At 41.4% G+C, this 20,179-nt stretch carries 17 protein-coding genes; 5 read left to right on the top strand and 12 right to left on the bottom strand.

The window, feature by feature from the left end:
- Nucleotides 1-12: 12 nt before the first annotated feature.
- From zipA to PP2015_RS13350, 3 genes are all read right to left on the bottom strand, one after another.
- Nucleotides 13-699: a cell division protein ZipA gene (zipA, locus tag PP2015_RS13340; RefSeq protein ID WP_058030786.1), complete on the bottom strand. Its 687-nt coding sequence runs from the start codon at nucleotides 697-699 to the stop codon at nucleotides 13-15.
- Nucleotides 700-716: 17 nt separating this feature from the next.
- Nucleotides 717-4,109 (bottom strand): chromosome segregation SMC family protein, encoded by a 3,393-nt coding sequence (locus PP2015_RS13345; RefSeq protein WP_058030787.1) that lies wholly within the window; start codon nucleotides 4,107-4,109, stop codon nucleotides 717-719.
- A 204-nt stretch (nucleotides 4,110-4,313) separates the two neighbouring features.
- On the bottom strand, nucleotides 4,314-5,060 hold the full coding sequence (locus PP2015_RS13350) for a TrmH family RNA methyltransferase (protein ID WP_058030788.1): 747 nt from the start codon (nucleotides 5,058-5,060) through the stop codon (nucleotides 4,314-4,316).
- 278 nt (nucleotides 5,061-5,338) lie between these two features.
- Here PP2015_RS13350 and PP2015_RS13355 point away from each other — a divergent pair, with 278 nt between their 5' ends.
- From PP2015_RS13355 to cysZ, 3 genes are all read left to right on the top strand, one after another.
- Nucleotides 5,339-7,411 (top strand): TonB-dependent receptor, encoded by a 2,073-nt coding sequence (locus PP2015_RS13355; RefSeq protein WP_058030789.1) that lies wholly within the window; start codon nucleotides 5,339-5,341, stop codon nucleotides 7,409-7,411.
- 235 nt (nucleotides 7,412-7,646) lie between these two features.
- The gene (locus PP2015_RS13360; RefSeq protein ID WP_237113194.1) at nucleotides 7,647-7,997 is read left to right on the top strand and encodes a hypothetical protein; all 351 of its coding nucleotides are present in this window, start codon (nucleotides 7,647-7,649) and stop codon (nucleotides 7,995-7,997) included.
- A 115-nt stretch (nucleotides 7,998-8,112) separates the two neighbouring features.
- On the top strand, nucleotides 8,113-8,844 hold the full coding sequence (gene cysZ, locus PP2015_RS13365; RefSeq protein ID WP_058030791.1) for a sulfate transporter CysZ: 732 nt from the start codon (nucleotides 8,113-8,115) through the stop codon (nucleotides 8,842-8,844).
- A 79-nt stretch (nucleotides 8,845-8,923) separates the two neighbouring features.
- On the opposite strand, the gene PP2015_RS13370 is transcribed toward cysZ, so the two are convergent.
- The gene (locus PP2015_RS13370; RefSeq protein WP_058030792.1) at nucleotides 8,924-10,252 is read right to left on the bottom strand and encodes a hypothetical protein; all 1,329 of its coding nucleotides are present in this window, start codon (nucleotides 10,250-10,252) and stop codon (nucleotides 8,924-8,926) included.
- 210 nt (nucleotides 10,253-10,462) lie between these two features.
- Between PP2015_RS13370 and PP2015_RS13375 the strand changes: the two genes are divergently transcribed.
- Both PP2015_RS13375 and PP2015_RS13380 read left to right on the top strand, forming a co-directional pair.
- Complete coding sequence (locus tag PP2015_RS13375) at nucleotides 10,463-12,466, top strand: spermidine synthase (protein WP_058030793.1); 2,004 nt, start codon at nucleotides 10,463-10,465, stop codon at nucleotides 12,464-12,466.
- Nucleotides 12,467-12,477: 11 nt separating this feature from the next.
- A complete protein-coding gene (locus tag PP2015_RS13380; protein WP_058030794.1) occupies nucleotides 12,478-13,203 on the top strand; it encodes an SIR2 family NAD-dependent protein deacylase in 726 nt (241 codons plus the stop codon).
- 75 nt (nucleotides 13,204-13,278) lie between these two features.
- Here the strand turns inward: PP2015_RS13380 and rlmM are convergent, their stop codons facing one another.
- The 8 genes from rlmM to PP2015_RS13420 form a co-directional block, all read right to left on the bottom strand.
- On the bottom strand, nucleotides 13,279-14,364 hold the full coding sequence (rlmM, locus tag PP2015_RS13385; RefSeq protein WP_058030795.1) for a 23S rRNA (cytidine(2498)-2'-O)-methyltransferase RlmM: 1,086 nt from the start codon (nucleotides 14,362-14,364) through the stop codon (nucleotides 13,279-13,281).
- Nucleotides 14,365-14,386: 22 nt separating this feature from the next.
- Nucleotides 14,387-14,755 carry a DUF423 domain-containing protein gene (locus tag PP2015_RS13390; protein WP_058030796.1) on the bottom strand — a complete coding sequence of 123 codons (369 nt, stop codon included), beginning with the start codon at nucleotides 14,753-14,755 and terminating at the stop codon, nucleotides 14,387-14,389.
- Nucleotides 14,748-15,374 carry an alpha/beta fold hydrolase gene (locus PP2015_RS13395; protein WP_058030797.1) on the bottom strand — a complete coding sequence of 209 codons (627 nt, stop codon included), beginning with the start codon at nucleotides 15,372-15,374 and terminating at the stop codon, nucleotides 14,748-14,750. The genes PP2015_RS13390 and PP2015_RS13395 overlap by 8 nt, the downstream gene beginning before the upstream one ends.
- Nucleotides 15,371-16,267, bottom strand: a complete 897-nt coding sequence (locus tag PP2015_RS13400; RefSeq protein ID WP_058030798.1) for a transcriptional regulator GcvA — start codon at nucleotides 16,265-16,267, stop codon at nucleotides 15,371-15,373. Before PP2015_RS13400 ends, PP2015_RS13395 begins: the two co-directional genes overlap by 4 nt.
- Before the next feature lie 52 nt (nucleotides 16,268-16,319).
- Complete coding sequence (gene kdsA / locus PP2015_RS13405) at nucleotides 16,320-17,174, bottom strand: 3-deoxy-8-phosphooctulonate synthase (protein WP_058030799.1); 855 nt, start codon at nucleotides 17,172-17,174, stop codon at nucleotides 16,320-16,322.
- 94 nt (nucleotides 17,175-17,268) lie between these two features.
- A complete protein-coding gene (locus PP2015_RS13410; RefSeq protein WP_058030800.1) occupies nucleotides 17,269-18,069 on the bottom strand; it encodes a tetratricopeptide repeat protein in 801 nt (266 codons plus the stop codon).
- A gap of 172 nt (nucleotides 18,070-18,241) precedes the next feature.
- Nucleotides 18,242-18,616 carry a SirB2 family protein gene (locus tag PP2015_RS13415; RefSeq protein ID WP_058030801.1) on the bottom strand — a complete coding sequence of 125 codons (375 nt, stop codon included), beginning with the start codon at nucleotides 18,614-18,616 and terminating at the stop codon, nucleotides 18,242-18,244.
- A 4-nt stretch (nucleotides 18,617-18,620) separates the two neighbouring features.
- The gene (locus PP2015_RS13420) at nucleotides 18,621-20,174 is read right to left on the bottom strand and encodes a DUF3369 domain-containing protein (RefSeq protein ID WP_058030802.1); all 1,554 of its coding nucleotides are present in this window, start codon (nucleotides 20,172-20,174) and stop codon (nucleotides 18,621-18,623) included.
- Nucleotides 20,175-20,179: the final 5 nt, after the last annotated feature.

Raw genomic sequence — 20,179 nt, forward strand, 5'->3', positions numbered from 1 at the left:
ACGCACTATTCATTAAGCCGTGAATTCGCGAACCTTTTCAACATAGCTTCGAACCGTTTCAACACTTAGAGGCTGACGTTGATGATCAAGTACCGTGGCACCAAATTCATCGGACAGCTTCTTAGCTGCGCTGTTCAGCATGTTAAAGGCTGCAAGACTATCGCCTTCACAAGGTAACGTCATAAATAAACTAACACCCGCAGTACTGAACTGCTCCATGTTATCAATATCGAACGTACCTGGGTTGAACATATTTACTAAGCGGAACAGTACAGGGCCATTACCTGAAGGCTCAACATGACGATTAAAGAAACCTTCATCAGAATATTTAAAGCCTAAGCTCAAAACACAAGGTAATAGCTTAGAGCCCGCCATAGAAAGACCTTCTGGCATCTCAATGTGTAAGATAATGAAGTCTTGTGGCTCAGGGGCTGCTGCCGGCGCAGCGTCTTGCTGTTGCTCTTCAACAACTGGCTCTGCAGTAGGCTCTTCATCTACCGCTGAAAAATTCATATCACCCAGTTCAGGCTCATTGTCTGTCGCTGGGGCCGCAGGCTCAACTTTAGGCTGTGGTTTCGGAGTATTATCAGTTTGTTCTGGTGTTTCTTTTTTTCTTACTGACCATAAGCCGTGGATCAATAAACCGCCAATAACTAGCGCACTGATCACGATTAATGCCCATCTTAATTCTTCGGCCATTACTCACCTTTATCTTGCTACGTTTGTGCCATTTGCACTGCTTGTTCTATGTCTACGGCAACCATACGCGAAACACCCGGTTCGGCCATGGTCACCCCCGTCAGTCTACCCGCCATTTCCATGGCGATTTTATTGTGACTAATATATATAAATTGCACCGATTGTGACATTTCTTCGACCAAACGGCAAAAACGTACGACGTTGGCGTCATCAAGCGGTGCATCAACTTCATCCAGCATACAAAATGGCGCTGGATTTAGCCTAAATATTGAAAACACTAATGATAATGCGGTCAGCGCTTTTTCTCCACCACTTAAGAGGTGAATTGTTGAGTTTTTCTTGCCTGGCGGCCTTGCCATAATCGCGACACCGGTTTCTAACAGGTCATCTGAGGTCAACTCAAGATAGGCTTGACCGCCCCCAAACACTTTCGGAAACAAGCCTGCAAAGTCTTTATTTACTTGATCAAAGGTTTGCTTAAAGCGCAGCTTGGTTTCTCGGTCTATTTTACGAATAGCGCCTTCAAGCGTTTCGAGTGCGGCAGTTAGATCATCCAATTGCTCGTCTAAATATGTTTTGCGCTCAAGTGCTTGGTCATACTCTTCAATCGCAGCAAGGTTAACCGCGCCTAAGTCCAATAACTGCTTGGTGGTGTTTTGTAACTTTGACTGGAAGCTCACCAGCTTAGGGGTTTCTGGCAAACTTGTCAGAATATCTTTGAGTGTTTGCTGCAACTCTTGAAGGGGCTCTAGCATCAGCTGTGCTTTAATCATTAGCTCTTGCTCTGCTAATTTTAGCTGTTGAAGCTGATTTTGTTTTTTTGTTACGCCCGATTGCGCGTCTTGCAAACTCGCTTGTTTATCTTGCAGTGCTTTTTGGGCTTGTGCTTTTTGTGTTTGGCACTGCTCTAGCTGAATTTCGATTTCTTGATGCTGCTCAACTAAAACCATCAACTGCTCTTCACACTCTAGCAGTGGCAGTTGTTGATCTTCTAATTGCTGTTGTAAGGTTTCAAGACGCTCTAGGGCGCTATTTAACACGCTTTGACTGTGTTGCTGTTTTGTTTGCTCAAGTTGCCACGTATTTTGAACTTTTTGTAACTCAAGCTCTGCCTGATGCAATGCTTGCTGAGCCGTTTGCGAGTGACTTGCAGCCTGAATGTATGCCTGTTCTTGTTCGTCGGCCTGAGCTTGTAACTCAATTTGCTGCGCTTGCAGTAACTCAAGAGCAGCTTCTATGTCCGCAATCTGTTGTTTTTGTTCGGTAATAGGCGCTGTTTGCTCATTTAATTGTGCTTGAAGCGAGTCTTGCTTTTGTTGATATTGCTCTAGTGTTCGCTGCCAATTAGCATGTTGCTTTTCTAATAACTCGGAGTGAGTTTGTGCCTTCGCCATACCCTGAGCGATTTGGTGAATATTGGCACTATTACTCTCTATTTCTTGTTGTGCTGCTTGTAAACGTGTTTGTAAGACTTCTTTTTGCGTTTTTGTTTGCTCAACGTCTGCGATTAGTTTTGGTAATTCGTCGTTAAGTTCGTTTAATTGCGTTTGCTGTGTTAATAAGCCCAAAGAGGTTTGTTTAGACTTACTAACCTTAAAGTTCTCTCCATACAAGTTGCCCTCGTCATCAACAGCCATCCACCAGCCTTGCTCAGGGGTAAATCGCTGAGCTTGCCCAAGTAATTGGATCTGGTTTAAAAATTCAGGGTAAACCTGCCCCTGCAATAAACTTGCAACTGAGCCTTCGCGAGGCGCTTTGGTGTTATCCCAAACACCATGCTCAGTGCTGCTTTCGCTCACAGGTAATAAAGTCATGCCAAGCAGCGCACTTTCAACAATCGCTGCATCTCTCGCATTAACGGATAAGGTTTGCAGTAACGTCTGCTTTACGTCATCGGTCAGTGAGTTCAGCACATTCTCTAACGCACTGATATTTGCTTTGTAGCTACTGATCTTTTGCGCACTCTCGCGCTCTTCAAGCTCGGCCTTTGTATAATTAGTCTGTGCTTCATCTAAAGCCACAGCCAGTTGCTTGCCCTGCGATTGAAGCCCTGCCATTTGTTTCGCAAGCTGATTAAACTCGGCTTTTGCTGCATCGAGCTCTTTTGTGACTGATTGACTTTGCTGCTGTTCAATTTGCTTTGCCACATCTGCTATATTTTCTTGCAAATGAGTCAGGGATAACTCTGCTTGCTTACAGTTTTGCTCTGCTTGCTGAAGTGCTTGGCGCTGCTCCGATATCTCATGTTGACCCGCAGTTAACTTCGTTTGCTGTGCTTTATGAGCAGCCTGTGACGATTCAAAGGCACTTTGCGCTTTTAATAACACGTCTTTCACTTGCTCAAGCCCTTGCTCTGCCGCTTGTTGTTGCTCGGTAAACTCCGTTTGCGCCTGTTGAAGGGTTTGCAGCGCGTCTTGCGCTTCTTTAAATGCTTGCTTTTGTTTATCTATATCAGCTTGTAGTTGCGTCTTTTGTTGCTGTGCACTGAGTTTTTGCTGTTCAAAGCGAATTATCTCAGTATGAATGCGATGCTTTTGTTGTTGTGTTTCTTCTAGTTTATGAGTGTCTTGCTCAAGCTTTGCTTCTAATGCTGAGAGCACATCAGCATGGCCTTGATGGGCGTCACTAAAAAAGCGAATTTGTTTTTCAAGTTCAGCAATTTCGGCCGCTTTTTGTTGTTGTTGTGCATTTAGCTTTTGCCATTTTATGACTGCGACTTGGCCTTTGAGCAAACGCTCATCTCGCTTAAGCTCACGATATTGTTTGGCTTGCTCTGCTTGCACCGAGAGTTTATCAAGCTGATTTTTCAGCTCTTGGCGCATGTCTAGCAAGCGCTCTAAATTATCACGGGTACTTTGAATACGGGTTTGCGTTTCGCGACGTCGCTCTTTGTACTTAGAAACACCAGCTGCTTCTTCTAAAAATACTCTGAGCTCTTGTGGGCGGCTTTCAATTAAGCGAGAGATCATCCCCTGCTCGATAATCGCATAGCTACGCGGCCCAAGGCCTGTGCCTAAGAAAATGTCGGTAATATCACGTTTACGACATTTGCTACCATTGAGAAAATATAGTGACTGACCATCACGAGTTACTAGACGCTTAATGGCGATTTGATTTCGATTAGCAAGACTGCCTTGTAACACACCTGAAGTATTATCAAAGAAAAGTTCTACCGAAGCTTGGGAGACCGGTTTACGGTGTGTTGAGCCGTTAAAAATAACGTCTGTCATGGCATCGCCACGCAGGTTCTTAGCTGAGCTTTCACCCAACACCCAGCGCACGGCATCAATGACGTTAGACTTACCACAGCCATTTGGGCCGACCACACAGGTCATCTGATCTGGAAATGGGATCTTGCTGGGCTCAACAAATGATTTAAAGCCTGCAAGCTTAATATGGGTCAGCCGCATGATTTGCTAGGGTTACTTTAGTTAACTGAAAACAATAACAAAATAATCTTCAAAGATTAATACCATTCCTCTTAATTAAGCGATCTATTTTGAGGCAAGGAAAACTTGTCGATAACGAGGCGAAAATTTTGCTATTTAGTTGTTCTAAATGAGAAATTTCCAACAAAGTTAGCGTCAGTTTTAGTCCCTCAAAATAATTGAGCATTATTGAGGGTTGGTATAATCTTGGCGTTTAATGTTATCTAGGATGATACCAGTAGCCATGGCCACATTGAGCGACTCTGCCCCACCAAAAGCAGGGATTGTGATCTTTTGGTTGATGTACGGCGCAACTTGTTCACGAATACCATGAGATTCGCTGCCCATCACCAACACCCCATTTGCAGCAAACTGCGTTTTATGGACGCTTTGACCACCAAGATATGCACCATAAATATCGCCTTCACAGTCCGCTAAAAATGCCGCCAAGTCAGTGCGGATTACATTAACACGAACAAACGAGCCCATGGTCGCACTAATTACTTTTGGGTTGAAATGATCAGCACAGTCTTGGCTAACCACGATTTGTTTTAGGCCATACCAATCAGCTACTCGAATAATAGTGCCTAAATTACCTGGGTCTGATACCCCATCAAGCGCTAACACGAGACCTGATGTATCTATGCAGCTTTGCTCTGGCATAGTAACAATGGCAACGGCAGCATTGTTACTTACTAAGGTACTCGCTTTACTTAAACTCTCTTCATCAGCTTCGACGATGTCATCAGCAATAATTTTATCCTTATGGGCAGCAATAAATTCTGGTGAGGCAAACAACTGTTTTACTGGCATATTGGCAGCAAACAACTCAAGGATATTTTTTTCTCCTTGTACTAAATAGCAATTATGTTGTTTGCGATATTTTTTTTGCGCCAATGCACGCAATAATTTAAGTTGGTTTTTAGAAATCATAGCTCCCCCACAAAAGTCGCTGGAGATTATACCTGATATTTATAAACACAAACAGATTGCGACCGTTCAGCGTCAAATCTGCTTATTTACTTTCAGATTAAATATTGATAATTATTTGCATTTACATTCACCAGCCATGTACCTATAATCCCCGCTGTTGAATTCTCTGCACTTATTTATTCAACATTCAACTCGACAAGCTCGGCATGCGCATCCATACCAAGTATCGGTAGGAAAGCCGACTATATCCAAAAAAAAGCTATTGAGAGGATCTCATTATGTCTAAGAAGTATACCAAAAGCCTAATTGCTGCTTCACTGTCCTGTGCATTTTTAAACACAACCGCTTTCGCTGAAGATGACAACACATCACATGAATCAATGGAAACCATCATTATCATGGGTGAAAAGGCTGATAGAACGCTTAAAGATACGGCTTCTTCAGTTTCTGTAATCAATGAAGAGTTACTTAAAACATTAAGTCACTTAAGCGTAACATCAGCTGTATCTGAAATTGCCAATGTTGTTGTTAAGCCGGGTGCTTTACCTGACATTCGAGGTGTATCAGGTAATGGTGCTGCCGCAGGCTTTAATGGTGTAACAGGCGGTGCTAAAGGCCGAGTTTCAATCTTAGTTGATGGCATTTATCAACCTTATATGGCTGACTTAACCGGTGATTCTGGTATTTGGGATGTAGAACAAATCGAGGTATTCAGAGGTCCTCAGTCAACGACTAATGGCCGAAACAGCATTGGTGGCATGATCTTCATTAAAACCAAAGATCCAAGCTTTGATTGGGAAGCTGCAGGTAGACTTGGATACCGTAATCAAAGTGATTATATTGATACTTCTGTGATGGCATCAGGCCCTATTATTGAAGATGAATTAGCGTTTAGATTCACGGCACAAAACCTTCAAGGCAATGATTATGATAACAGCATCATTCACCCAACTCATGACCCTGAGTTTGACTTAGACAAACTCAAAACAACGCGTTATGGCACGAAGCTATTATGGAAACCTAGAGCCCTTGAAGGGTTTTCTTCTATGCTGAGTTTTGACAGCAACAGTGAAGAAGGTAACTCAGGCCGCCGCTATTTCAGAAATGACGATCCTTGGGCTTACGTACCAAATTTCGAAAGAAATATGGACACAGACACACGTACAACAAAATTAAATGTCGACTACATAATTGATAAAGACAGCAGTGTCGATGTGCTATGGGCATACATGGATCATAAATGGGGCTTTAATTCATATGAATTAGTTGAAGCTAGAAATCAGCTACTCATTATGAATGAAAAGAACGTGACTTTTGATGGTAAATATAACTTTGGGTTAAATGATACAACGCTTAAGGGCTTTATTGGTCTGGCCTATTTTGAGCGTAAACAAGACTACCAAAGTCATACGGGCTTTTTATACCAAGGTAACGACAATAGTGATTCGAGCGCAATCTATGGTGAAGTCAGTTACAACATCAATGAGCAATTCAGCGTAATTTCAGGCCTACGTGTAGAGAAAGAGTCACAGTTTCGTGACTATATAGAAAATGCAATGGAAGGTGAGCAACTGGTTCATCGTTCTCGCTCTGTACTTGACCAGGATAGCACCATTCGCTTACCAAAGGTTGTTCTGCAATACAAAATCAACGAACAACATACCGCAAACATCAGTGCACGCCGTGGCTATAACTCAGCCGGTGGAGCCTTTAATTGGATGACGCAGCAGTACTATTACTACGATGCAGAATACGTTAACACCTACGAAGCTGGTCTAAGGAGCTCTCTGAATGATGGTAATGTTAACTTCAGCGCCAATGTATTCTTTAATGCCTACCAGGGCTATCAAGCTGTAGGCCCTAACAGAAATATTGATAACCTAGCGCGTGTTGATACTTATGGACTTGAGTTAGAAGTGTCTGCAATGCTCTCTGACAATTTACAGGTTACTGGTGGCCTAGGTCTTCTTGAGACAGAAATGAAAGATGGCACTGAAACCTTCAAAGATTTAGATGGTAAAGAGCTCAACTCAGCACCCAAAATCACCGCCAATGCAGGTTTAAAATATTGGATTAATGACGCCTTCAATGTAGGCCTTTCTGGTAATTATGTTGATGAGTTTTTTGGGACATTTACTAATGAACCAGAAAAGAAAGCGGGTAACTACTCTCTGGTTCGAGTACATGCCAACTATGAGTTAGAAAATTGGCTTTTCAATGTTTTCGTGAACAATGCGTTAGATAGACAAGCAGTAACACTGCGTCAACCAGCCAATGCTCGCGACCCTTATGGCAACGCAGGTATTGTCGACCCCCGCACTTTAGGTATTTCAGCGACTTATACGTTTTAAACCAGTCCTCTTAATTAAGCGTTCTATTTTGAGGCGAAGAAAATTTGGCGATAACAAGGCGAAACTTTTGCTATTTAGTTGTTCTAAATAATAAATTTTAAACGAAGTTAGCGTCTATTTTAGTCCCTCTAAATGTTCGAGTATTATTGAGGACTGGTTTAATAGCTATTGAAAGCTTGAGCTAGCACAAAGGCGAGCTATTTTACTCGCCTTTTTCCTTTCTTTTATTTGGACAGTGGATCCACATAACGCTACACTATTCGCGTTTTTATTAAACAGTTTATCGACTATGACACCTGAATTTGCAATTATCGCGGTTAATTTTATTGTTCTGTTTGTTGCCTATTTTTATGCAAACCCAAAATATGCAGGTAATGACTTTAAAAAAATTTCTCTTCAAGATTTAATCGCATCGGTGATCTCTTTATTAGTAGTGGGTTCTGTTTATTTCGGGTCATCACAGACTTTTACCTTAGTTTTCACCGAAGTTAACTGGGTATGGTTTACCTTGGTTAGCTTCTCTGTGATCGAGCTGCCTTTCTTTTTGTGGTACGCAAAACGCTATAACGTTGAATTACCTAAATAACCTTACTATTGTTCGCAAGCTTTCACTTTGACATAGTTTGTTACCATAAGCGCTAGTCGCTGTCTCTGGAACACTTTATACTTAAATTGTGTACATATAATTGTTGAGGCTAGTTGTGCAATTGAGCAAAGGTATCGAGTATTTCATTGCTGGATTTTCGTTAATTACCCAAAAAGGACTAAAGCGCTTTGTATTTATTCCACTGTTTATTAACGTTTTACTATTCGGTAGTTCATTATTCTTTTTATATGATTGGCTAGTTCAAGGTTTTGATTACATAAATAACTTACTGCCATCTTGGTTAAGCTGGCTTGAATGGCTAATGTGGCCGATTGCTATCTTGGTGATCTTATTCTCCTACTCTATGGTGTTCACTGTGATAACCAATTTCATCGCAGCGCCATTTAATGGTTTACTCAGTGAAAAAGTTGAACTCTATTTAACAGGCCAATCCATCAATGACGATAAGTTGTCAGACACCCTGAAAGACGTACCGCGTATGCTTGGACGAGAGTGGACTAAACTTTGTTACTATCTTCCTAGGGCAATTGGTTTCTTTATTTTACTTTGGATATTACCGGTATTTGGGCAAATCATGTGGGTACTATTTACTTGTTGGATGTACAACGTACAGTACAACGACTACCCGTTTGATAATCACAAAATTCATTTCAAGCAAATGAAAGACGACCTAAAAAGCGAGCAAGGGTTATCGTACGGGTTTGGTTTTGCAGTATTCGTACTCACCTCAATTCCTTTTGTAAACTTAATCGTAATGCCTGTTGCGGTCTGTGGCGCAACCAAGCTATGGGTTGAGAACTACCGTAAAAACTATCGCGAAGTTTAACTAACCTAAATTTCGGTAAAAAAATGGCGACCTACTGGTCGCCATTTTTAGTGGGAGTCTGTTAAACAATAAGATTTACTTAGTGATCATGCTCATGATCATGTTCTTCAGCTTCAAATGCACCTACCCAAGTAAGGTTCGCGATTGGCTTATCAAAGTGCTGAATTTCAGTGCTTGTTTTTGCTTCAGTGTCTACCGCATAAAGGTGCTCACCATAAGCGACGTACACAATGTGGTGCGCCATGTTTGCAATGATCTTAGCAGTAGCACCTTCTTCAATTTCTTCTAAAACTTGAATACGCGCTTCATTTTCCCACTCGTGTTCGCCATGGAAAATATTTAAGTAACCTTGATCATCTAGCACTAATGCGTTGCCTGTCTTAGCATTACCTGCGTATGCAAGATACTTTTCAACGCCTTCTGGTTGCCATGCAAAAGCTTTGATTTCTCCAGTCTCTAGATTAACTGAGTAAGGACCTACACGAGATAAACCAATAACAGTGTGGTTTTCAGGGTGACCAATGAATTTACCTATACGAACACCCTCTGGAAAACCTTCAGGATAAGCAATGTGCTTTGAAGTAAATACTTCTGACGCTTCTTCAATCGCAACGATGCCATCAGTACAACCGAAAGCGACAAACTCTTCTGTTTGCACGCTACCGTGAAGTCCTGGACACTTGTGTTCAAATTCTTGCTCTTGATGGAAGTGATCATCATGTAGTTCAAATAATGCAATACGGTCAGGTAGCGTACTTTCAGCATCTGCATCACGTAATGTTGAAATCACATACTCACCTCGAATTTCACCTGTACCATGCATGTAAGTATTAAATTCATGCTCAGCATCTATCTTTGCTTCTGTAATGCCTTCGTCTGAAATTAAAGCAAAGCCTGCATCTGCTTGGCTCTCTTTATCACCGTCAAAGAAAACCAATGCATGCTCACCACTAGGCACATAGTGCGTTGGCTTTGTTTCTGTTAATTCAAAACTTACAGCCTGAACATTTTCTTGTTCTAAGTGGAAATGATCATCATGGGCTTCTAAGAAAATGCCGCCATCAATAAATTCAACATGGTTATCATCACGTTGAATTGCAACCACATAGCGACCTTCTGGGCTCGCATAAAGTGCAGAAACAGGGTTAGTTAAAGTAACAGTTTCTAATAGTTCATTGTTTGTAAGGTCATAAACTGATACTGCACTTTCATCAGCAAATGAAACAGCCAGTCGACCTAGTGGATACTCAATCTCATGGTCATGATCGCTACCAGAGCCTTCGCCCGAACCTTCCCCAGACCCCTGATCGACTTGTTCAGTCGGTGTGATTTCTTCAACTTTACTGCTATTACCACAGCCACTTAGCATGGCTAATAAGATTGCACTACTTAATAATTTTAATTTCATTTAAAACACCAGAGAGATAATATAACAACACAAATGTTACCTTATATCATATACATATTGAAGTACCTGTTTAAGAAAATGAGATTAAATATCATTTATAAAAGACAATTAACATTACTTGGGTTGTGAGCAGCTAAACTCCATTTGCATCTATGAATACAACACTCTAAAGTTCGCAATAATTAATTTTCCAAAGAGAAAAGGCTCTGCATGCTAGCCACTATAGTGATATTCATAAGCGCTTTCTTGTTATTTCAAGTTCAGCCCTTATTAGCTAAATCTTTACTGCCCGTGTTTGGTGGTGGCGCACAAGTTTGGACGACTTGCTTACTGTTTTTTCAAACCTTTTTACTCGCAGGCTATTGTTATGCGCACTTGCTGGTTAAATTTCTTGATATAAAAAAACAGCAAATTGTGCATTTGAGTCTTTTGCTCATTAGCTTGCTCGCTCTTCCTTTAGGTCTATCTGATAGTGACATTAAGGAACAAGCTTCTCCAGAGTTCGCATTGTTACTTAAACTTGCACTGAGCGTAGGTCTACCTTATTTTGTGCTTGCTGCAACTTCGCCATTATTACAAAGCTGGCAATCTCAATCCCTCAACAGCAAAGTGTACAAACTCTATAGTTACTCAAACATTGGTTCTTTTTTAGCACTACTCAGTTACCCGTTTGTATTTGAACCTTGGTTAACACTGTCAGCACAATCTTGGGCTTGGAGCCTTGTTTATGGCGTGTTTGTCTTATTATTTGCAGGTTTTATTGGCTTAGCACTTAAACAAAACAATTACACTCAGGCGGTGCAATCAGATGAAATCGCTACATCATTAGATAAGCGTCTGCCTTTATGGCTATTGCTCAGCGCTTGTGGTGTGATCATATTAACGGCAACCACCAGCGCGATGACACAGAATGTATCGCCGATTCCTTTTTTATGGCTGCTACCTTTATCGCTCTATTTACTGACGTTTATTTTATGCTTCCACTCGGCTAAGGTTTACCAGCGCTGGTTTTGGCTAGCGGTATTCGCATTCAGTAGTTTCATTGGATTGATGCTGTTCTTTATTGGCAGTCAGCTCGATTTACTCAGTCAAATTGTGCTCTATTCAACCGTGTTATTCAGTGCCTGTATGATCTGCCATGGTGAGCTTGAGAAGACCAAACCACATCAGTCTAAACTGACGCAGTTTTATTTAATGATGTCTTTAGGTGGCGCTTTAGGCACTGCAGCGATTACTTTCATCGCGCCTGAGATATTTACTTTGTTTTATGAGTACCCTCTGGCTTTAGGCCTTGTTTTGGCGCTTTTCATTTATTCTTTAATAAGCACAGAGCAGTTTGCAAAAAACCGTAACATGGTGCTTGTCGCTGGCGGTGTGTTGGTATTACTTGCCCCGACTTTTATTTGGCTAAACAGTCAGTTTACCAACCATGACACATTGAGGTTACGTAACTTTTATGGCTTATTGTCGGTAAAAGAAGTCTCTATCAATGGGCAAATGGAACGCCGTCTAATAGATGGCACCACCTCTCACGGTACTGAGATCATTGAACCGACTTACTTACAAGGTCAACCACAAAGTTACTACCGCTTTGAAACGGCTGTGGCTCAACTGCTTAATAGTCAATTCAATGGCGCACAAGTGGGCTTTATCGGCTTAGGAGCTGGCACACTGGCAGCATACGGTAAGCATCGTGATAACTATACATTTTACGAGCTAAACCCTAATGTTGTGGCTACTGCACAAAGCCATTTTAGCTACTTAAATAACAGTAAAGCACAGGTTGAATATGTGGTTGGTGATGGTCGTGTGCAGCTTCAAAAACAAAAAGAGCAAGGCCAAGCAAATCGATTTGACGCCCTTGTCTTAGATGCATTCAGTGGCGATGCCATTCCAATGCACTTGTTAACGCTTGAAGCCATGCAACTATATTTATCACAGCTTAAGGAAAATGGTGTTTTAGCAATACATATCTCTAATAGTCATTTAGATCTCACGCCTCTCATGCGCGGCCTTGCTGACGAGCTAAAACTCAAAGTGCATTTCTTTGAAACAAAAGCCAAGCAAGCGCATGAACACAACACACACTGGGTCACTTTAACCTTTGATGAGCAGGCAATTGCAAGTTTTAAGCATCTTCAGAGTCCTTGGCCAAATCAAAAGCCAACATTTATTTGGCGCGATGATTACAGCAACTTGCTGTCAGCACTTTAGGAGTAAACCAAATGACGAAGACTGACAAAACTTTATACATCACTGGCGCAGGCGTCAGTGCTGAAAGTGGTATTCCCACCTTTCGAGGTGAAGATGGTTTTTGGACGATTGGTAGTCGCAATTATACACCACAGCAAATGGCGACGCGTGATATGTATATGCATAACCCTGGTGAGTTTTTAAAATGGTATTACAACCGTTTTGCCACTTACCGCCACCACGGGCCTAATAAAGTGCATCATTGGCTTGCAGACAAAACCTTGATCACACAAAACATCGATGGCTTAGACGGTAAAGCCGGTAATCCTGATTACATTTCAATTCACGGTCGATTGGATGAAGTCACTTTATTCCATCATCAAGGCGATGATGTTGAACGTATTAGAGCCCCTTGGGATGAGGTGGATGACGCAAACCTCGAAAGTTCGCTGCTTGAATTATTTAAAATAGGTAAACATGGGCCAATATTAAATGAATCATTAAAGCCATATGTGCTGCTGTTTGATGAATACTACACTGAGTTATATGAAATCAGCCGAGCGCAACAGCAGATGCTAGACGCTGAGAAAATGGTATTCATGGGGACCTCGTTTAGTGTCAATATCACCAACATGGCATTAGAGATTGCCCGTCACAACAATATTCCAGTAGAAGTGGTCGATCCGAACCCCACTCATATTTTACATTCTCAGGTTGAGTACTTTGCTATGACAGCGCAAGAGTATATCTCGCGCTAAAATAACTTAAGCTTCAAATACTATAAAGCCCTGCACTTGAATTAGTCAGGGCTTTATTATTTTTAGCTTTAAACGTTAACTGAATAGTTTTTGTGGGATCTTGTGTATTTGCACTTGTACCGTGATCTCTTCACGGTCATGGTATAAATGTTTGGCTTGTAAAGTATATTCAATCTCGTACTTAGGTAACTCTTCACGAATTAGCTCTAAGCACTGATATACCTCTTCAAAGCGTTTTTTCATGGGTAGCTTTAAGTTAAAGATTAACTCACTAGCAAAGCCATTCACCATCCAATCTAACATTAAGTTTGTTACTTTCTTTGGCTTTTCTACCATATCGCATACTAACCAAGTGTTATTGCGCTTTTCTGGTAAATACTTAAAGCCATCTTCTCTGAAGTGCTTCACCTGACCAGAGTCCATTAGATTCTGATTCATCGGTCCGTTATCTATGGCTGCGACAAACATGCCTCGACGAACAAGTTGGTACGTCCAACCGCCCGGGCACGCACCTAAATCTACGGCACGCATACCTGGCTGTACACGCTGCTCCATTTCTTCTGGTGGCACAAAAACGTGAAAAGCTTCATCTAATTTTAACGTTGAGCGACTCGGCGCATCACTTGGCATACGCAGGCGCGGAATACCCATAAAGAAAGGCGAGTTATTGCTCGGGAAAGAGTAACCCACAAATGCCGTATCGTTTGCTAAAAACATCACATGTAATATTGGGCGATTCTTCTTTACCGCACGAGTCAGCTTGTTCTGCTTTTCTAGGCTTTTCGCAAGCGGCGTTGAAAACTTCTTACAGAATTTTGAAAGCTCTTTGCCTTCATTGGTATCAGGGGTTTCTACACGCAACTCACCACATAATGGGAAGTCAGCCACCACGGCTTTGACTTCGCTGACACGATCTTCTATCGACATCTTGCTGACAAAGACACCTGCAAACCACTGTCTTGCGAATACCAAGCTTTGAAAGTCGATTTTCTTAATGAGCAATTCGGCATCGCTTGCTGCATAGGTTTCAAAACTCACATAACCCGTATTTGGCTTGGCTTTTACATAGCCTGCAACACCTTGTAAGGCTGCATGATGGTTAATTTCAGCTGCGGCATCACTTTCAAAGCCACTACGACAATAAATCACAACACTCGACATAGGTGTTCTCAAATCTCTTTAATTAAAATTTATGTTTGGCTGCTTTGACCATTAAAAGCAACCAACCTAAAATGAAGCACACGCCGCCAATTGGCGTGATCGGGCCTAAAAAGCGCCATTCGGTCAGCGCCAGTAAATATAAGCTGCCACTGAATAAAGTGGTGCCAAGGGTAAATAACCAGCCTGATGCATTCAGTTTTAAACCTTGTTTAATAAGCATCGCCACTAAAATCAAAGCCAAGCCATGAAACATCTGATATTCGGCAGCCGTTTTGAAAATATCGACCGCATACTCAGAGGCATGCTTTTTCAAACCATGAGCCGCAAAGGCACCTAACATCACTGATAACATGCAATATGCGCTGCCTATCAATAAAAATAGTTTAGTCATTCAGGTGCTGCTCTATAAATTCTGCGGTGGCTTTTGCAGCGTCCAGACGATGTGCGTCTTCGCTAAAACCACTTTTCTTGCGCGGTTTTAGTGAATGATCACCATCGGCAAAAAATTGAAACGTCGGCGCTTTAGCAAACGACATTTCAGCTAGTTCAGCTTGTGTACCAAAGGTATCTCGCTCACCTTGCAAAACTAAGAATGGACAAGAAATATCAGCAAAATGCTCTGTTCTCAGTTTTTCAGGCTTCCCAGGTGGGTGAAACGGATAACCCATAGCAATCACACCTTTTACTGGTAAAGTATGCTCTGTCACTAACAATGAGGCCATTCTGCCGCCCATCGATTTGCCACCAATAAATAAAGGTAAATCAGCATTAACTGACGCTAATACTTTTTCAAAATAGGCAAGTAACTTAGGGGCTCTATCAGGCGGGCGACGTTTACCTGTTTGCTTAGCAACTTGCATATATTCAAAATCGAATAAACCAACTTGAATACCATGCTCAGCCAGCTTATTAGCCATATCTTGCATAAACTCAGAATCACTACCTGCCCCCGCTCCGTGGGCAAAAATAAATTGTGCTTTGGGGTTATCAGCTTTAATCCATTGGATCATTCTTGTTCCTCTTGCTCAACCATACTGAGCATCCACTCTTTAAACGAAACAATTTTACCCAGTTCAGCTTGCGCCTCTCTCACCACTAGATAAAACGCATTTTTACTTTCTAAACTATGACTAAATGGAATGACTAAGCGGCCCGCATCTAAATCAGGCTTTGCCAATACACTGTTACCCAGTGCAACACCTTGGCCATGGATTGCCGCCTGTAACACCATGGATGAGTGACTAAAGATAGGCCCTTGGTTCACAGGTACATCACGTACCCCAGCAGTTTTCATCCACGCTTTCCAAGGTCTACGAGAAGTATCATGCAATAAGGTGTGCTGACTTAAATCTGATGGCGCATGGAGCGGCTTAGGGCCGGTTAGTAGAAATGGACTACATAAAGGCACTAAATATTCTTTGTGAAGCTGATAGGCCTCTACCCCGTTCCAGTTACCACGGCCATAGTAAATAGCCACGTCTACATCATCCGTTAACGAGTTTTCTTCATCGTCTTGGGCTTTTATACGTACATCAATTTCGGGGTGCAACTCGTGAAACTTACTTAGTCGCGGAACCAACCATTGAATCGCAAAGCTTGGTGTTAAACACACCGTCAATGACCCTTTTGCACCACGCGCTAATAACCTATCTGTGGCATCGACGAGCTGATTAAAAATCTCTTTTATGTCTAAGTAATAACCCTGCCCTTCTTCTGTCAGAAGCAAAGAACGGTTTTTTCTTAAAAATAGCTTTAACCCTAAATGCTCTTCAAGGGTTTTTATTTGGTGACTGACAGCAGCTTGTGTAACAAACAACTCTTCTGCGGCTTTAGTAAAGCTCAAATTGCGTGCCGCAGCTTCAAAAGCTTTTAGGGCGTTTAATGGCGGGAGTCTTCTAGACATAATTCTTTAAACCAAACTAAAGAGCAGCAAATTTGCTGCTCTTTTATATTTATTATAAGTCGGCTGCGCTTGTATCTAGTGGTTCGAAGCTTTTCACTAAATCGTCCACCGCTTTCATCTGCTTTAAGTAGCCTTCTAACTTAGCCAGTGGCAATGCACAAGGACCGTCACACTTTGCTTCGTTTGGATTTGGATGCGCTTCAATAAATAAACCAGCTAGGCCCAACGCCATACCACTGCGTGCTAGCTCGGTTGCTTGAGCACGACGACCATCTGCAGAGTCAGAGCGACCACCAGGGCGCTGTAACGCGTGTGTTGCATCGAACATTACTGGTGCCATGTGCTTCATGTCATCCATGCCCAGCATATCAACCACTAAGTTGTTGTAACCAAAACTACTACCACGCTCACATAAAATAACTTGGTCGTTGCCCGCATCATTCAGCTTCTTGATGATATGACGCATTTCATGTGGCGCTAAAAATTGCGGTTTTTTCACATTAATCACAGCGCCAGTTTTTGCCATCGCCACCACTAAATCCGTTTGACGCGCTAAAAACGCTGGAAGTTGGATAATATCAGCCACTTCAGCAACTGGAGCTGCTTGAAATGGTTCGTGCACATCTGTGATCACAGGGACATTGAAGGTATTTTTAATCTCTTCGAAAATTTTCAGACCTTCTTCCATGCCTGGACCACGGTAAGAATTAATTGAAGAGCGGTTTGCTTTATCAAAAGATGCCTTAAATACATAAGGGATATTTAGCTTGCTGGTTACTTCTACATAGTGTTCAGCAATTTTCATTGCTAAATCACGTGACTCCAGCACATTCATACCACCAAACAATACAAACGGTTTATCGTTCGCGACTTCAATATCTGCAACTTTTACAATTTGCGTATTCATAATTTTCCTAATTCTTTAAATCATAGGCACCTAATTGGTGTCTATGTAGGAGGCAGTAAGGCATACTTTAAAACCTTACTAGCCTGACTTTTTATTAGTGCACTACATGATTGTAGTCTTGTAATTCTTCGATTTGGTGCTGAATAATCTCAATTGTCGGGTCATCAGGACATTCATCAACAAAAAACTGTAAATCAGCTTTAGCTAATTTAGGGCAGTTTATTTGATTAAGAAGATATCCTCTATCGCGGCGCTCATATGGATCATCGCCCAATATCTCCATCAATTGTTCAACACAACTTAAAGCGTGACCAAACTTATCTGCAGTGATAAAAGCCCATTTCTGCTGAGCAAGATATAGCTTAAACGCCTCATCTCCAAGCAGCAGCTCATAAGGCTCCTCTTCTTTATTGTCGTTTTCTGGATTTATATACCAAGATTGATTACCGCCACATGGCTCTACAATATAGCCTTCTTCAGCGCTTAAAGCGATGTGAACCATAATATCACCCTGATGAAACGCCATATTCACATCAAACTGAGCTCGTTGCAGTAAATGCGTTAAAATTATTGCAAGAGAAGTAGCGTTGCCAGTGCGCATTTTTAGGACATAATTAACACTATTTAACTTGTATTCCACTTCGCTTTGGTTACTACCGCTGAATAACCAACGAGTATAAAATGCATCTAAAATCGCGTCGATCAAAGTATGTGTTTCTGTGTGCTCATGACACAATTGGTCAACTGCCAATTCAAGTTCTGCAAGCTGGCAGTAACTCTCTTCAAGATCTATTTGTGCATCCCACTGACGCTCAGCGTCGATGCATCTAAATAATGTATGCTGTGGTATGTAGTCTGCACTACTGTCTTGTTCATCGAACCAGATATCAGTCATAAATACCAACGACCTTAATTATTACTCTTACTTATTAATCGGCTAGTCTAACATTTTTTATAGGAATTAATGTAGCGCCTTATAGAAGTAGTTTTTTGTTAATTGATTTAGAAAGAGTTATATCGCATAGAAATGAGGAGAGTTTGAGTAGGCAAAACCTACTCAAAGAAACTTAAAGTAAGAATGATGCTTTACTTCCCGCTAAATAGCCAATCAGTAGTAGTGAGATAGTGGCTGCAGTGAGGGCGATAACTTGAGTTTTAAACTGTGTTGATTTAGCCACGACAAACCCTAAACCAATATAAGCAATCACTAAAATAATTTTTTCAGTAAGCCAAGGTTGTTGTAACGGATTCATACTCGCAACAACTAATAGTGCTATGGCAGAAACTAACAACAAAGTGTCTATAATGTGGCTGCCAACAAAAACAAGCTTATTACTTGCTAGTTTTCCCGACATAAAACGAGATACAGTTCTGGTGTAGAACAAAATGATACTCATCAGTGCGAACATGACATGAGTATGTTTGATTGCAATATATTCCATTTTATTAATTACTCGGCTTATCTGGATATTTCACTAAAATCGCTTCTAAATCGTCAATAATACTATTGAACACATCTACAAGCTTAGGATCAAAATGCTTGCCTTTTTGACTATTAATTTCTGCTACAACTTGTTCTAGTTCCCAAGCAGGCTTATAACAACGTTTATGTCGAAGTGCATCATAAACATCGGCAAGTGCAACGATTCGACCATAAATATGAATGCTTTCACCTTGCTTGCCAGCGGGGTAGCCAGAACCATCCCACTTTTCATGATGATCTTTAGCAATAATCGCCCCTGCATTCACAATTTCACGGCGTGAATCTTTTAAGATTTCATAACCCTTTTCAGCATGTGTTTGCATGACTTGCCACTCTTGCTCTTCAAGCTTATCTGGCTTGTTTAAAATTGCATCTGGAATACCAACCTTACCCACATCATGAAGTGGCGAAGCCATACGCACTAATTCTGCATCACGTCTTGAAAGCCCGTACCCCTCAGCGAGAGCAAAACATATGTGCGCAACACGTTTTACATGATTGCCTGTTTCGGTAGAGCGTTGTTCTAGCGCTTCACTCAATCTGTAAACTAACTCTTGCTGGGTGTCTTCAACCTCAGCCTGCAGTTGCACATTCTCATAAGCTAATTGCACATTTTGCGAAAAAATTTCAATTAAATGTTTTTGTGTGTCGGTTAGAAAATCAGGAATACCAGACACAAATAACATTGAGCTATGATTAAACTCACTGGTGCAGTATGCGAATAAATAATTGTCTTTGTAGACTATGCTTTTTTCTTGTAAGGCGGTTGAACAAGCTTGAAGTTGCTCTTGAGTTAGTACTTCTGTGATCGGTTTACCTTCACAAGATTCAAACTCGCCACGTCCAGTAAATACAACCAGTTGATCAGCATTGTGCGTTGAATCATTGCTAGCAACTAATGAAGTCGCATAAATCGCTTCATCAACTGTGCCTAATAGTGAGGTCAACTGCTGAACCACACCTTTAATAAAATGATCTAAGGAATGTGTAGAAAAAATATCTCGAGAAGCACAAATAATCTTCTCTAAGCCTTGGCGAGATTGCTCAATGGCTAATATGTCGCGATAAGAGCGCAGACTCGACATCACAACTGTAAATAGCTTTTGTGCTGTCAGCTCAGTCTTTGATTTGTAGTCATTGATATCATAATTAACAATAACCTGCCTTTCTGGCGCTTGCCCTGGCTGACCCGTTCTTAAAATAATTCGAATATGGTTGTTTTTAGCAGTTTCTCGAATGAACTTAGCAACTTGTAAACCTGCATCGTCAGTTTCCATCACCACATCAAGTAACACAATCGCTGCATCTGGGTGCGCTTGGATCACCTTGCGCGCTTCTTCACCTGAGTATGCACTGATAAACTCTAAACGCTTCTTTTGAAACTCAAAATCACTTAATGCAAGTTTAGTTACCGCATGAACTTCAGGTTCATCATCGACAACAATTACCTTCCAAACACCATTGCTATCGGGCTCAACAACATCGTTCGGCTCATCTGAAAACAAAAAATCATCCATACGCG

Origin of the sequence: Pseudoalteromonas phenolica, from assembly GCF_001444405.1 — a bacterium.
Classification (GTDB): domain Bacteria; phylum Pseudomonadota; class Gammaproteobacteria; order Enterobacterales; family Alteromonadaceae; genus Pseudoalteromonas; species Pseudoalteromonas phenolica.